Source organism: Achromobacter sp. RW408 (assembly GCF_003184165.1).
In the GTDB taxonomy this organism is placed as follows: Bacteria; Pseudomonadota; Gammaproteobacteria; order Burkholderiales; family Burkholderiaceae_B; genus Achromobacter; species Achromobacter xylosoxidans.
Genome location: NZ_QHHO01000049.1, coordinates 1,957,235 through 1,971,872, shown reverse-complemented (window position 1 = coordinate 1,971,872; position 14,638 = coordinate 1,957,235). Strand labels below are relative to the sequence as shown.

The window sequence follows — 14,638 nt, the reverse complement described above, 5'->3', positions numbered from 1 at the left end:
GCGGGCTGGGGGTCAGGCGCTGGCGCCGCCCGGCGCCGCGCCCGATTCACGCGCCTGGATTTCATCCGTTTCGACCGGCGGGTTTTCGACCCGGCGCGTCTCCACCTGTTGCGGCGCCACCGGCGTAGCCGTGGGCGCGGCCGGCGCGCCCGGCTCGGCCGCCCGCAGCGCCTGCACCGCGCGCGCGTCGAGTTCGTCGCCGGCAGCCACCCCGGCAGCTTCGGCCGCCGCCGCAGCCTGGGCCGGCGAAGGCACGGGCGCCTGCGCGGGCGCGGGAGCCGCCGTCGCGTTGGCCTGCGAGAACTGCTTCCAGACCTCGATGGCGCGCAGGCGCTGCTTGGCCACCACCTGGATGCGTTCGCGCAGGTGCTCGTCACGCGCCAGCAGGGCATGGAAATCGCGCGACGACAGCATCAGCAGCTTGCTGTAGCCCAGTGACGTCACCTCGGGCGCGATCTGCTGCTCACCCAGCAGGCCAAGTTCGCCGAAGAACTCGCCGCTGCCCAGTTCGATCATGGTGTTGTCCGGCAGGTGCACCGCCACCGCCCCCGACGCCACGAAGCACATCTCCTCGCCATGCCGGCCCTTGGTCAGCACCCGCTGGTCGGGCAGCGACAGGCGCGGCTTGAGCAGCTTGCTGATCGCGCGCAGCGAATCGGCCGACAGCCCCTCGAACAACGGCACGCGCTTGATCAGGTCGGCCGCGCTCATTTCGATGTCCAGCGGCGGGTGCGTATCGATGTGCGCCCAGCGGCTCTTCAATTGCGCCATCAGGTCGGCATAGACCTCGCCGCTGATCAGGAACTGCTCCAGCATGTCGCGATAGCGGATCCGTTCCAGTTCGCGCGCCACCCGGCCCAGATAGCTTTCCTGCAGCCATTGCGCGTACGACGGGTATTGCAGGTTCAGCGCCTGCATGGCGTTCTCTATCAGGTCCAGGCGGCGCTGGTGCAGCGCCACGATGCGCTGCGTGGCGGTCTCGCCCAGCAGCGGCGTGATCTGCTCGCGCGCGAACATGATCAGCCGCTGCGCCACCGACCGCTTGCTCATGAGATTGGCGAAACGCTGGCCCAGCTCGCGCGCCAGCCAGCCCTGGAAGCCGAACAGGTAGTGCAGCCGCAGGGCCAGCCGGAAACCGGTGGAATAGCGCACGTCGGCGATGATGGCGCGCTCGAAGCCCGGCACCCCGCCCATGCGGATCGCGTCCTCCAGCCGTTCGGCCCGCGCCAGCAGCGTTTCGGCCATGCGCCAGTCGACGATCTGCGCCTTGAGGATGTCGAAGAACATTTCCTCCTCGCGCTGCGCCACGATCGCCAGGCCCACCGCCACCCGCTGCTCGTCGCTCATCTGGCTGACCTGGCCGTCGTGCACGCTGGTCAGGCTGGCGTCGAACACGGCGCGGATGCGGTCGCGCACTTCCGTGCCGATATGCTCGGTCTTGGCAACCTCGTCGGTCTTGCCCTGCAGGTCCTCCAACGCCACCGCCAGCGCCTGGTTGCGGATGGTGCGCTCGACCGGCGACAGCTGGTTCAGTCCCAGCATGCGGATCAGCGGCCGCAGGCTGATGCCGTTGACGAACAGCGTCAACAGCACGAAACCGGTGGTGGCCACGGCGATGAACTGGCGCGCCTCCTCGGGCACGCCGGTCTGCTCGGTCACGGCCAGGGCCAGGGCCAGCGACACCGCGCCGCGCAGTCCGCCCCACAGCATCACCACCTTATAGGGATTGCTGACCTTGGTGCCCAGTTTGGTCAGCCCCAGCAACGGCAGCAGGCCGAACACCACGATGGCCCGCGCCACCAGCGTCGCCACGAACACCACCGCCACCAGCACCAGTTCCTGCCAGTCGGCCGCCGCCATCAGCTTGGGAATCAGCATGGCGGCGAACAGGAAGATGAGGGAATTGGCCCAGAAGCCGAATTGTTCCCACGCGCTCGACAGGTATTCGAAGGTCGTCGGCGACATGCGGGTGCGGCCGGTCGACCCCACCACCAGGCCGGCGATCACCGTGGCGACCACGCCCGACACGTTCAGGTAATGTTCGGAGATGAAGAAGGACAGGTAGGCCAGCGTCAGCGTCAGCGTGATCTCGGCCGTGGGAAAGCCGCGCAGCCAGGCAAACAGGAAACAGGCCAGGCGCCCCATGGCGAAACCGGCGATGCCGCCACCGATGAAGTGCACGATGAAGTCATTGAAGATGCCGCTGGCGGTCAGCTCGCCGTGCCCGCCCAGCACGGCCAGCAGCACCGAGTACAAGGCAATGGACGCGGCGTCGTTGAACAGGCTTTCGCCTTCCACCAGCGTGGTCAGGCGCTTGGGCGCGCCCACTTCGCGGAAGATGCCCACCACCGCCACCGGATCGGTGGTCGCCACGATGGCCCCCAGCAGCAGGCACACCACCAGGCCATAGGGCGAGATCGCGTCCAGCGTCACGCCCACCACCACGGTACACACCACCACCGCCACGATCGCCATCATCAGGATCGGGCCGATATCGTCCATCAGGCGCCGCACGTTCATCGACAGGGCAGTCTCGAACAGCAGCACCGGCAGGAACACCATCAGGAAAGTCTCGGAGGAAATCTCGAAGCGTTCCAGCGAATCCAGGAAGTCGCCGATCCAGCTCGGCGCCCAGCCATGGACGTGCACGATGATGCCCAGCAGGCAGCCGACGATTGCCAGCAGCACCGAATAGGGCAGCTTGAGGCGCCCGGCCAGCGGCGGCATGAAGCACACCAGGGTCAACAGCCCGGCCAGGCCGAATACGAGAAAACCTACATCCATGGATAGCGCCGCGTTCCGATCGTGAAGCTTGTGAGAAGTTTCACAAGAATAGCGGGTTTTCCTGTCGATTCCGGCGAACAGATCGTTCGGCCGCACGTTTCGTTACCCTGGCCGGCGCGGGCGATACGCGCCCGGGCGTGTTTTTTCGGTAAGGTAGGGGCCGTGCAGAAACTTCGCAGGAGCCGTACTTGGTACGCGTCCACTCCCTGGCACGGCGCAATGACGCGCCCGCCATGCTGGTCCAATTGACGGATTGCCATCTTTTCGGCGAGCCGGAAACCGTGATGCTTGGCGTCAATACCGACGCCAGCCTGCGCGCCGTGCTGCGGCAGATCGAGGCCGACGGCAAACGCCCCGACCTGCTGCTGGCCACCGGCGATTTGTCCCAGGACGGCGAGCCCGCCGCCTATCGACGCCTGGCCGCCATGCTTGGCGCCGCCCCGGCGCTGGACGGCGCCCGCATCCGTTGCCTGCCCGGCAACCACGACCTGCCATCCGCGCTGCGCCAGGAACTGCCCGAATGGTCGACGCCGGTGACCGACGTCGGCGCATGGCGCGTGATCTCGCTGGACACCACCGTGCCGGGCTCGAACGCCGGCCACCTGCCCGACAGCCAACTGGATCTGCTGGAGGCCGCGCTGGCCGAAGCGCCCGGGCGCCACACACTGCTGGCCATGCACCACAACCCGATGCAGATCGACAGCCACTGGCACGACTCGATGATGATCGACAATCCCCAGGCGCTGTTCAAGTTGCTGACGCGCTGGCCGCAGGTGCGGGTACTGCTGTGGGGCCACGTGCATCACGAGTTCGACCGCCGCCGCCACAACCTGCGCATGCTGGCCACGCCTTCCACCTGCTTCCAGTTCAGCATCCGCGATGGCAAGCACGTGGTCGACAACCTCGCGCCCGGCTACCGCTGGATCAAGCTCTACCAGGACGGCTCCATGGCCACCGGCGTGCGGCGCGTGCAGGACGCGCTGTGGCACACGGGCGCCCAGCCCGGTCCGGACAGCGCGCGGGCGGCCTGAGAGCCGGCGGCCTGACAACCCCACAACGCTTTGGCAGCGCGGCCGCCTGCTACGTCACGCGTTTGGCGCGCGCAATAAAAAACGGGGCACCATATGCGTGGTGCCCCGCAAGCATCCGTCTCATAGGGGAGGGGAAAGAGGAGAAGCCGAGACGGATGACAAGACTGCCAACCAAAGTTCGCGGTCTACGTGAAGTTAGGCGGGGCGAGCTTCATTAAGTTTCTGAAATCGCCCGTTATTTCGCAGCGAATTTGTATCAATTTATTGGTGCGCCGCGACCATCGCCGCGGCGTCCCCCTCCCGCCGGCGCGCACGGCCGTCGGCGCAAAGCAAAAGGGCCGCGAATCGCGGCCCTCTGCATGGGTACGGCGGGGAAGCAGTCAGCAATCAGGCAGCCAGGTTGCCGCGCATCTTCTTCAACGCCGCGGCCTCGATCTGGCGGATGCGTTCGGCCGACACGCCGAATTCCTGCGCCAGTTCGTGCAACGTGGCGCCGCCGTCGTCCTGCAGCCAGCGGGCTTCGACGATGCGACGCGAACGCGGATCCAGCGCTTCCAGCGCGCTGGACAGCCCCGAGCTCTGCAACTGGTCGCGGGCGGCGCGTTCCAGCACGCGGGTCGGCTCCTGGCGGCCCTCGTCGGACAGGTAGGCGATGGGCGCGTAGCTGTCGTCATCGTCGTCCTGGTTCTCGAGCGACATGTCGCGGCCCGACAGGCGCACTTCCATTTCGCTGACGTCTTCGCGGCGCACGTTCAGTTCGCGGGCGATGTGATCGACCTGCTCGGGATCCAGCGTCTGTCCGTCCGGACGCATGCTGCGCAGGTTGAAGAACAGCTTGCGCTGGGCCTTGGTGGTGGCCACCTTTACCAGGCGCCAGTTGCGGATGATGTATTCGTGGATCTCGGCCTTGATCCAGTGCACGGCGAACGACACCAGGCGCACGCCGCGCTCGGGGTCGAAACGCTTGACGGCCTTCATCAGGCCGACATTGCCTTCCTGGATCAGGTCGGCGTGGGGCAAGCCATAACCCAGGTACTGGCGCGCCACCGACACCACCAGGCGCAGGTGCGACAGCACCAGCTCGCGCGCGGCGCCCAGGTCTTCGCTGTCGCGCAGGCGACGGCCGAGTTCGGTTTCGCGTTCGGCCGACAGGACCGGCAGGCGGTTCACGGCCGAGATGTAGGCATCGATCGTGCCGAGTGCGCCCGGATTGGCGATGGCCAACGCCAGGGCGTTGCCGGACGTGGCCAACGAGGTACTGGGTTGCTTCATTGCGGCGGTCTCCGGAATGCAAAGGGGTAAAGACATGGATTCGATGTTAGCACTCTAGTAAAGGGAGTGCTAATTCGACTATTGCGGCGCGTCAAAGTTTCCCTTTTATAGGGCGTCCCCAATTTTAATTTGCCTGTCTTGCCCCCGGCGGCGGCCGGCTTTGTGTCATGGGGGCCGGGGCGCGCGTCGCGACCGGCGGGCCGGACGCCTACCAGCCCAGGCGCTTCAAGCCGGCGGCGGTGGCCTCGCCGTCCGGCCGCACGAACAAGGCGCCGCGCGGATCCATGTAGACCTGGTAGGTGGCGCCGTCGAACAACGGCATGTAGGCCGCGCTGCCGAATTGGACATCGACGAAGGGAAACCAGTTCGGGAAGCTCTGCTTGAGCGAACCCAGGTCCGGCGCAGGCCAGTCGTCCAGGGCGTGGACCGAGCGGGTGGCCGAGGCCTCGCGCGCCGCATCGCTATATCGGCCGGACAGGCGTTCCAGGCGATACAACGGCGGCAGGCCAGCCATCAGCGCCGGCAGTTTCCAGCGCACCACGCGGGCGTCGATCTGCCACTGGTCGCCATAGAGCACATACCGCTTGGCGCCCACGCCCGGCGCGGTGGCGCTGACCTGGAACTGGCCCTCGGCCTGCTGGCGCACCTCGATGCGCGCCACCGGCTCGTCGGTGGTCAGGCGGAAGAACTGCACCAGCGACAGGGCCAGCAGCCCCGAGACGCCACCCAGCAACAGCAGCATCAGGCCAAACAGGCGGCGCACGGGCCGGAACTGGAAGGCGCGCCGGCCGCGCTCATCGCGCGGACCGCCCCGGCCCAGCAGCATCGCCATGCCCGGCAGGAAAAGGACCACCGCGGCCAGCAGGATCCAGACGAAGGGAGCGATTCCGTTGATCAAATCAGGCGATCCTATGCATAGAGCGCCGCGGCCGGGCGTCGGATGCCGGGCGCCCCGGGCCTGTCTCGGCAGGCCGCCCAGTATAGAAGCGGGGCGTCAGGCCGCCGGTTTTCCAAGCCGCTCGACGTGAAACCGGATGTGATCCTCGATGAACGTGGAGATGAAGTAATAGCCGTGGTCGTAACCTTCCTGGCGGCGCAGTTCCAGCGGCTGGCCGGCGGTGGCGCAGGCGGCCTCGAATACCTCGGGATACAACTGCTCGGCCAGGAACTGGTCGGCCGTGCCCTGATCGATCAGGATGCCCGCGGGAAACGGCTGGCGCAAGCCGCGCATCAGCGCCGAGGCATCGTAGGCGGCCCAGTCGTCGGGATTTTCGCCCAGGTAGGCGCCGAACGCCTTCTTGCCCCAGGGGCACAGGCTGGGCGCCGCGATCGGGGCAAAGGCCGAGACCGAACGGAACTGGCCAGGGTTGCGCAGCGCCAGCACCAGGGCGCCATGGCCGCCCATCGAGTGCCCGAAGATGCCGACGCGCGCGGCGTCGCCGGGCAGCGCGCTGGTGACGATGGCGTGCAATTCACGCGTCACGTAGCTGTCCATGCGGTAATGGGCGCGCCAGGGGCCGGTGGTGGCGTCCAGATAGAAGCCGGCGCCGGTGCCCAGGTCCCAGCTTTCGTCCTCGCCGGGCACGTTGGCGCCCCGCGGGCTGGTATCGGGCGCCACCAGCATCACGCCCAGCTCGGCGGCCAGGCGCTGCGCGCCGGCCTTGATCATGAAGGTTTCCTCGGTGCAGGTCAGGCCGGCCAGGTAGAACAGCACCGGCACCGGCCCCTGCTCGGCCTGGGGCGGGACGAACACGGAAAAACGCATCGGCAGGCCGATCTCGGCCGACTCATGGCGGTAATAGCGCTGCGAACCGCCAAAACAGCGATGCTGGGAAATGAGTTCCAGGGCGGCGGGCATGGCAGCGGTCTCCGGGTCTGAGGCTGAACAAAATTCGGGCGGGATTAGGGTATATCCACGGTACGACGATCCGTCGCCGAATGTTAACCTGCCCGAAACACGGAGTCCTTCCCACAAAAAGTATCGATTCCGTGCCCATATTGTGATCGCGGGACTTGACCAGCGACCACCGTGGCACTATTTATATACGTGAGAGAAGACAACCCGTTCTTCTGGAAGCGCAAGCCCTGACACTATGGCCCGTCTGCCCCGTCTGTACGCCCCTGGGCTGCCCCAACTGGTGCAGGCCAACTTCATTCAGCCATTGGCGGCGCCGTCCCAGCCCGCCCCGGCCGATATCCTCAACCAGCTTGCCGCGTGGCTGGGCGAATCCGCCCAGCGTCATCGTGTGTCGGTGCACGGCTGGCTGCTTGCCAACGATCGCATCCTGCTGCTGGCCACGCCCGCCGACGAGGAAGGCCTGCCGCGCCTGATGCAGACGCTGGGCCGCAACCTGGCCGCGCGCCTGCGCGGCGGCCGGGTGTTCGCCGGCCGCTACCGCTCGGCCCTGCTCGAGCCCGGCGCCTGGGTGCTGCCGGCGCTGGTGTGGCTGGAAACCTATCCGGTGCGCAGCGGCGCCTCGCAAGATCCCGATTCCTGGCCGTGGTCGTCGGCTTCCAGCCACACCGGCAACACCACCGCCGCCCCGGCGCAGTGGCAGTCCGATCATGCCGACTACTGGGCCTGCGGCAACACGCCGTTCGACCGCCAGGCCAATTACCGCAAACGTCTGCAGGACGGCCTGTCGCGCGAGGAAACCCAGCGCATCGACCAGGCGGTCTCTGGCCAATGGGCGCTGGGCGGCCCGAGTTTCATCGCCAGCCTGGCGCATACCGCCAGCCGCCGCGTGGCGCCAGGCCAGCGCGGACGCCCGCGCAAGAAGCCGGCCGCGCCGGCCGCCGTCGATGCCGACCCGGCCGCGTCCACGCCACCGGCCTCGCCGCCGACTGCCAACGGCCACGGACCGGGTTCCGGCAACGGCGGCGGTTCCACTTCCTGACACAGCGCCTTCGGGCGCTTTTTCATGGCCGTTTCGGGACGCACCGACCGACGGCGGCCTGCGCTTGCCGGCCGCCGGTCGGTGCGCTGCCAAAAAACATCACAATAAACGGGGACGTACCATCACGAAAACAGGGGGTAATCCACCCTGGCGCCACCCCTTGCGAAAGGTGCACCCTGGGAAGCCTTGTCTGACGCGCCTGTTGATGCGTCACCATATTAATGCTCTACGGCGGTGCATTGCTTTAATTAGGGTCACACCCCTTATATTCTTATTGCACCCTACTACGCGCGGGGGTATTGTCCGTTCCTGCACTGCAACATTGGAACGCAGTCTTTACTGCGGAGCGCGCCATGCCCCACACCACCCCGAACGATTCCTGTCCCACCCCCAAGGCGACCCCGATCGATGCCAGCCGCATCGGTCTGCCGCCCGCCCAGGGCCTGTACCACCCCAAGAACGAACATGACGCCTGTGGCGTGGGCTTCGTGGCGCACATCAAGGGCAAGAAAAGCCACGCCATCATCCAGCAGGGCCTGAAGATCCTGGAGAACCTCGATCACCGCGGCGCGGTGGGCGCGGACAAGCTGATGGGCGACGGCGCCGGCATCCTGATCCAGATTCCCGACACGCTCTACCGCGACGAGTTCGCCCAGCATGGCATCACCCTGCCGCCGCCCGGCGAATACGGCGTGGCCATGGTGTTCCTGCCCAAGGAAACCGCCTCGCGCCTGGCCTGCGAACAGGAACTGGAGCGCTCGGTGCGCGCCGAAGGCCAGGTCGTGCTGGGCTGGCGCAACGTGCCCGTGGACGTCGACATGCCGATGTCGCCCACCGTGCGCGACTGCGAACCCGTGATCCGCCAGCTGTTCATCGGCCGCGGCGCCGACGTGATGGTGCCCGACGCGCTGGAACGCAAGCTGTACGTGATCCGCAAGACCGCCAGCCACGCCATCCAGAACATGCACCTGGCGCATGGCAAGGAATATTTCGTGCCCTCGGCCTCGGTGCGCACCGTGGTCTACAAGGGCCTGCTGCTGGCCGACCAGGTCGGCCGCTACTACCGCGACCTGGCCGACCCGCGCACCGTGTCGGCGCTGGCGCTGGTGCACCAACGCTTCTCGACCAACACCTTCCCCGCCTGGCCGCTGGCCCACCCCTACCGCATGATCGCCCACAACGGCGAAATCAACACGGTCAAGGGCAACTTCAACTGGCTGCGCGCCCGCGAAGGCATGATGCAGTCGGCCGTGCTGGGCGACGACCTGAAAAAGCTCTACCCCATCGTCTACGAAGGCCAGTCGGACACCGCCACGTTCGACAACTGCCTGGAACTGCTGGTGAACTCGGGCTACTCGCTGGCCCACGCCATGATGATGATGATCCCGGAAGCCTGGGAACAGCACACGCAGATGGACGAAAGCCGCCGCGCTTTCTATGAGTACCACGCCGCCATGATGGAGCCGTGGGACGGCCCCGCCGCGGTCGCCTTCACCGACGGCCGCCAGATCGGCGCCACGCTCGACCGCAACGGCCTGCGCCCGGCGCGCTACCTGGTGACCGACGACGATATGGTCATCCTGGCCTCGGAAGCCGGCACCCTGTCGATCCCCGAGAACCGCATCATCAAGAAGTGGCGCCTGCAGCCGGGCAAGATGTTCCTGATCGACCTGGAGCAAGGTCGCATCATCGACGACGCCGAGATCAAGCTGCAATTGGCCAACAGCCGTCCGTACCGCCAGTGGATCGAGCGGCTGCAGATCAAGCTGGAATCGCTGCCGGCCCCGCGCCAGGCCGGCGTGCCGGCGCAATCGTCGGTGTCGCTGCTGGATCGCCAGCAGGCCTTCGGCTGGACCCAGGAAGACTACAAGTTCATCCTCGAGCCCATGGCCTCGACCGGCGAGGAAGTGATCGGCTCGATGGGCAACGACGCCCCGCTGGCCGTGCTGTCCGACCGCGCCAAGCCGTTCTACAACTACTTCCGCCAGTTGTTCGCCCAGGTCACCAACCCGCCGATCGACCCGATCCGCGAGCAGATGGTGATGTCGCTGGTGTCGTTCATCGGCCCCAAGCCCAATCTGCTGGACATCAACAACGTCAATCCGCCGCTGCGCCTGGAAGTGTCGCAACCGGTGCTGGACTTCGCCGCCATGGCGCAGATCCGCGACATCGAGCAGGTCACCGGCAAGAAGTTCCGCAGCTTCGAGCTGGACATCACCTACCCGGCCGCCTGGGGTCCCGAGGGCATCGAAGCCCGCGTGGCCGCGCTGTGCGCGCGCGCCGTGGACGCGGTGCAGAGCGGCTACAACATCCTGATCGTGTCGGACCGCCTGGTCGACAGCGAGCGCGTGGCCATCCCCGCCCTGCTGGCCACCTCGGCGGTGCACCAGCACCTGATCCGCGCCGGCCTGCGCACCAACACCGGCCTGGTGGTGGAAACCGGCTCGGCCCGCGAAGTGCATCACTTCGCGCTGCTGGGCGGCTACGGCGCCGAAGCCATCCATCCCTACCTGGCGCTGGAATCGCTGGGCAAGATGAGCGACCCGGAAAAGGCCGTCAAGAACTTCATCAAGGCAATCGGCAAGGGCCTGAACAAGGTGATGTCCAAGATGGGCATCTCCACCTACATGTCCTATACCGGCGCCCAGATCTTCGAAGCCGTGGGCCTGCAGAGCAGCCTGGTGAACAAGTACTTCACCGGCACCGCCTCCAACATCGAAGGCATCGGCATCTTCCAGGTGGCCGAAGAGGCGCTGCGCCAGCACCGGGCCGCGTTCAGCACCGATCCGGTCCTGGCCAACGACCTCGACGCGGGCGGCGAGTACGCCTATCGCGTGCGCGGCGAAGAGCATATGTGGACGCCCGATTCCATCGCCAAGCTGCAGCACGCCTCGCGCGCCAACAACTACCGCACGTACAAGGAATACGCGCAGATCATCAACGACCAGAGCCGCCGCCACATGACGCTGCGCGGCCTGTTCGAGTTCCGCTTCGACCCGTCGCGCGCCATTCCGCTCGATGACGTCGAGCCGGCCAAGGAAATCGTCAAGCGCTTCGCCACCGGCGCCATGTCGCTCGGCTCGATCTCCACCGAGGCCCACTCGGTGCTGGCCGTGGCCATGAACCGCATCGGCGGCAAGTCCAACACCGGCGAAGGCGGCGAGGACGAGCTGCGCTATCGCGCCGAAATGCGCCAGGGCAAGAGCACCATCAAGGACGGCGACACGCTGGCCTCGCTGCTCGGCTCCGACCGCATCGAAGCCGACGTCGCGCTCAAGAAGGGCGATTCGCTGCGTTCGAAGATCAAGCAGGTCGCCTCCGGCCGCTTCGGCGTCACCGCCGAGTACCTGTCATCGGCCGACCAGATCCAGATCAAGATGGCGCAGGGCGCCAAGCCCGGCGAAGGCGGCCAGCTGCCCGGCCACAAGGTGTCCGAGTACATCGCCAAGCTGCGCTACTCGGTGCCGGGCGTGGGCCTGATCTCGCCGCCGCCGCACCACGACATCTACTCGATCGAGGACCTGGCGCAGCTGATCCACGACCTGAAGAACGTCAACACCAAGGCCTCGATCTCGGTCAAGCTGGTGTCGGAAGTCGGCGTCGGCACGGTCGCCGCCGGCGTGGCCAAGGCCAAGGCCGACCACGTCGTGATCGCCGGCCATGACGGCGGCACGGGCGCCTCGCCGGTGTCGTCCATCAAGCACGTCGGCACGCCGTGGGAACTCGGCCTGGCCGAAACCCAGCAGACGCTGGTCCTGAATCGCCTGCGCAGCCGCATCCGCGTGCAGGCCGACGGCCAGATGAAGACCGGCCGCGACGTCGTCATCGGCGCGCTGCTGGGCGCCGATGAATTCGGCTTCGCCACGGCTCCGCTGGTCGTGGAAGGCTGCATCATGATGCGCAAGTGCCACCTGAACACCTGCCCGGTGGGCGTGGCCACGCAGGATCCGGAGCTGCGCAAGAAGTTCCAGGGCAAGCCCGAGCACGTCGTCAACTTCTTCTTCTTCATCGCCGAGGAAGTCCGCGAGATCATGGCCCAGCTGGGCATCCGCAAGTTCGACGACCTGATCGGCCGCGCCGACCTGCTGGACATGCGCTCGGGCGTCGAGCACTGGAAGGCGCAGGGCCTGGACTTCGCCCGCGTGTTCCACCAGACCCAATCCGACGCCGACGTGCGCCAGACCGAAGAGCAGGACCACGGCCTGGCCGGCGCGCTGGACCACCAGCTGATCGAGCGCAGCAAGCCCGCGCTGGAGCGCGGCGAGAAGGTCTCGTTCATCGTGCCGGTGCGCAACCGCAATCGCACCATCGGCGCCATGCTGTCCGGCGCGGTGGCGGCGCGCTACGGCCACGACGGCCTGCCGGACGACACCATCCACATCCAGTGCAACGGCACCGCCGGCCAGAGCTTCGGCGCGTTCCTGGCCCATGGCATCACCATGGACCTGGTGGGCGAAGGCAACGACTATGTCGGCAAGGGCCTGTCGGGCGGTCGCATCATCGTGCGCTCGCCCAATGACTTCCGCGGCTTCGGCCCCGACCACATCATCGCCGGCAACACCGTCCTGTACGGCGCGCTGGCCGGCGAAGCCTTCTTCAACGGCGTGGCCGGCGAACGCTTCGCGGTGCGCAACTCGGGCGCCGCCACGGTCGTGGAAGGCACCGGCGACCACGGCTGCGAATACATGACGGGCGGCACCGTGGTGGTGCTGGGCGCCACCGGCCGCAACTTCGCCGCCGGCATGTCGGGCGGCGTGGCGTACGTGTGGGATCCGGAGCGCACGCTCAAGCATCGCGCCAACCTGTCGATGGTCGAACTGGAAGCCGTGCTGCCGCATGCCGAGCAGCAGGCCCAGAACAACATCGACGTCTGGCACAGCGCGCAGCGCGGCGGCGAACGCGAAACGGATGAAGCCATCCTGCGCCGCCTGGTGGAAGACCACTTCCGCTACACCGGCAGCTTCCGCGCCCGCGAGATCCTGGGCGACTGGGAAGCCTCGCGCGGCAAATTCGTAAAGGTCATGCCGACGGACTACCGCCGCGCATTGGGTGAAATGTGGCGTGCAGCCAACCCGCAACAACTGGCTGCGTGAGGGATACCATGGGAAAGATTACCGGCTTTATGGAATACCAGCGCCTGCAGGAGGCCTCCGAGGCCCCGCAGAAGCGGCTGAAGAACTGGCGCGAATTCGTGCTGCACCTGACCGACGACCAGGCCAAGCAGCAGGCGGCGCGCTGCATGGACTGCGGCATCCCGTTCTGCAACAACGGGTGCCCGGTCAACAACATCATCCCCGACTGGAATGACCTGGTGTACAAGCAGGACTGGCGCCGCGCGCTGGATGTGCTGCATTCCACCAACAACTTCCCGGAATTCACCGGCCGCATCTGCCCGGCGCCGTGCGAGGCCGCCTGTACCTTGAACATCAACAGCGACGCCGTGGGCATCAAGTCCATCGAGCACGCCATCATCGACAAGGGCTGGGCCGAGGGCTGGGTCGCGCCGCAAGTGCCGGCGCGCAAGACCGGCAAGAAGGTCGCCGTGGTGGGCTCCGGCCCGGCCGGCCTGGCCTGCTCGCAGCAGTTGGCGCGCGCGGGTCACTCGGTCACGCTGTTCGAGAAGAGCGACCGCATCGGCGGCCTGCTGCGCTACGGCATTCCCGACTTCAAGCTGGAAAAGCACCAGATCGACCGCCGCATTTCCCAGATGGAAGCCGAAGGCGTGGAGTTCGCGCCCTCGACCTACATCGGCAACCCGTCCGACCCGGTGGCCGACGGCCTGACCGTGCGCACGCCGGAATCGCTGCTGGCCGAATTCGACGCCGTGGTGATGAGCGGCGGCTCGGAAACCCCGCGCGACCTGCCGGTGCCGGGCCGCGAGCTGTCGGGCGTGTACTTCGCCATGGACTTCCTGCGCCAGCAGAACAAGGCCGTGGCCGGCGACCGCCTGACCAACCAGACGCTGGCCAAGGGCAAGCACGTGGTGGTGATCGGCGGCGGCGACACCGGTTCCGACTGCGTGGGCACCAGCAACCGCCACGGCGCCGCCTCGGTCACGCAGTTCGAGCTGCTGCCGCAGCCGCCCGAGTCCGAGAACAAGGCCATGACCTGGCCCTACTGGCCGCTGAAGATGCGCACCTCGTCCTCGCACGAGGAAGGCTGCCAACGCGACTGGTCGGTGACCACCAAGCTGCTCAAGGGCAGCAACGGCAAGGTCGAAAAACTGGTCGGCTCGCGTGTCGAGTGGTTCAAGGACGAGTCGACGGGCCAGATGAAAATGCGTGAGGTCGAAGGCTCGGAATTCGAGATCAAGGCCGACCTGGTGCTGCTGGCCATGGGCTTCGTGTCGCCGGTGCAGACCGTGCTGGACGCCTTCGGCGTGGACCGCGACGCGCGCGGCAACGTGCGCGCCAACACCGACGACTACCGCACCAACGTTGAAAAGGTCTTCACCGCCGGCGACATGCGCCGCGGCCAGTCGCTGGTGGTCTGGGCCATCCGCGAAGGCCGCCAGTGCGCCCGCTCGGTCGATGCCTACCTGATGGGCAGTTCCGAACTGCCGCGCTGACCGGCGCCCGCCAGACGGCAATGGCCGGCTTCCTTGCGGGAGCCGGCCGTTTTGCTTCTTGTCGCGCCGGGTCGCCGACGACCCGG

The 14,638-nt window shown here is 67.0% G+C and carries 8 protein-coding genes; 4 read left to right on the top strand and 4 right to left on the bottom strand.

Annotated features, from left to right (window positions below):
- Positions 1–12: 12 nt before the first annotated feature.
- On the bottom strand, positions 13–2,784 hold the full coding sequence (locus DK459_RS28500; RefSeq protein WP_024067439.1) for a cation:proton antiporter: 2,772 nt from the start codon (positions 2,782–2,784) through the stop codon (positions 13–15).
- A gap of 188 nt (positions 2,785–2,972) precedes the next feature.
- On the opposite strand from DK459_RS28500, the gene DK459_RS28495 reads away from it, so the two are divergent.
- Positions 2,973–3,815 (top strand): phosphodiesterase, encoded by an 843-nt coding sequence (locus DK459_RS28495; protein WP_049052887.1) that lies wholly within the window; start codon positions 2,973–2,975, stop codon positions 3,813–3,815.
- A gap of 387 nt (positions 3,816–4,202) precedes the next feature.
- On the opposite strand, the gene rpoH is transcribed toward DK459_RS28495, so the two are convergent.
- The 3 genes from rpoH to fghA form a co-directional block, all read right to left on the bottom strand.
- Positions 4,203–5,087 (bottom strand): RNA polymerase sigma factor RpoH, encoded by an 885-nt coding sequence (gene rpoH / locus DK459_RS28490; RefSeq protein WP_006388088.1) that lies wholly within the window; start codon positions 5,085–5,087, stop codon positions 4,203–4,205.
- 208 nt (positions 5,088–5,295) lie between these two features.
- A complete protein-coding gene (locus DK459_RS28485; RefSeq protein ID WP_049052889.1) occupies positions 5,296–5,985 on the bottom strand; it encodes a hypothetical protein in 690 nt (229 codons plus the stop codon).
- A gap of 96 nt (positions 5,986–6,081) precedes the next feature.
- Complete coding sequence (fghA, locus tag DK459_RS28480; RefSeq protein ID WP_006388086.1) at positions 6,082–6,945, bottom strand: S-formylglutathione hydrolase; 864 nt, start codon at positions 6,943–6,945, stop codon at positions 6,082–6,084.
- A 235-nt stretch (positions 6,946–7,180) separates the two neighbouring features.
- On the opposite strand from fghA, the gene DK459_RS28475 reads away from it, so the two are divergent.
- The 3 genes from DK459_RS28475 to DK459_RS28465 all read left to right on the top strand — a co-directional run bounded on the left by DK459_RS28475 (position 7,181) and on the right by DK459_RS28465 (position 14,552).
- Positions 7,181–7,984, top strand: coding sequence for a hypothetical protein (locus DK459_RS28475; protein ID WP_026383366.1), 804 nt, complete (start codon positions 7,181–7,183; stop codon positions 7,982–7,984).
- A 353-nt stretch (positions 7,985–8,337) separates the two neighbouring features.
- Positions 8,338–13,077, top strand: a complete 4,740-nt coding sequence (locus DK459_RS28470) for a glutamate synthase-related protein (protein ID WP_006388084.1) — start codon at positions 8,338–8,340, stop codon at positions 13,075–13,077.
- Between the two features lie 8 nt (positions 13,078–13,085).
- Positions 13,086–14,552: a glutamate synthase subunit beta gene (locus DK459_RS28465; RefSeq protein WP_024067435.1), complete on the top strand. Its 1,467-nt coding sequence runs from the start codon at positions 13,086–13,088 to the stop codon at positions 14,550–14,552.
- Positions 14,553–14,638 lie beyond the last annotated feature (86 nt).

What these genes read in the sequence shown, in the direction of transcription:
- DK459_RS28475 (WP_026383366.1), top strand. Translation starts at nt 7,181, where the DNA reads ATGGCCCGTCTGCCCCGTCTGTACGCCCCTGGGCTGCCCCAACTGGTG.
- fghA (WP_006388086.1), bottom strand. Translation starts at nt 6,945, where the DNA reads ATGCCCGCCGCCCTGGAACTCATTTCCCAGCATCGCTGTTTTGGCGGT.
- rpoH (WP_006388088.1), bottom strand. Translation starts at nt 5,087, where the DNA reads ATGAAGCAACCCAGTACCTCGTTGGCCACGTCCGGCAACGCCCTGGCG.
- DK459_RS28465 (WP_024067435.1), top strand. Translation starts at nt 13,086, where the DNA reads ATGGGAAAGATTACCGGCTTTATGGAATACCAGCGCCTGCAGGAGGCC.
- DK459_RS28500 (WP_024067439.1), bottom strand. Translation starts at nt 2,784, where the DNA reads ATGGATGTAGGTTTTCTCGTATTCGGCCTGGCCGGGCTGTTGACCCTG.
- DK459_RS28470 (WP_006388084.1), top strand. Translation starts at nt 8,338, where the DNA reads ATGCCCCACACCACCCCGAACGATTCCTGTCCCACCCCCAAGGCGACC.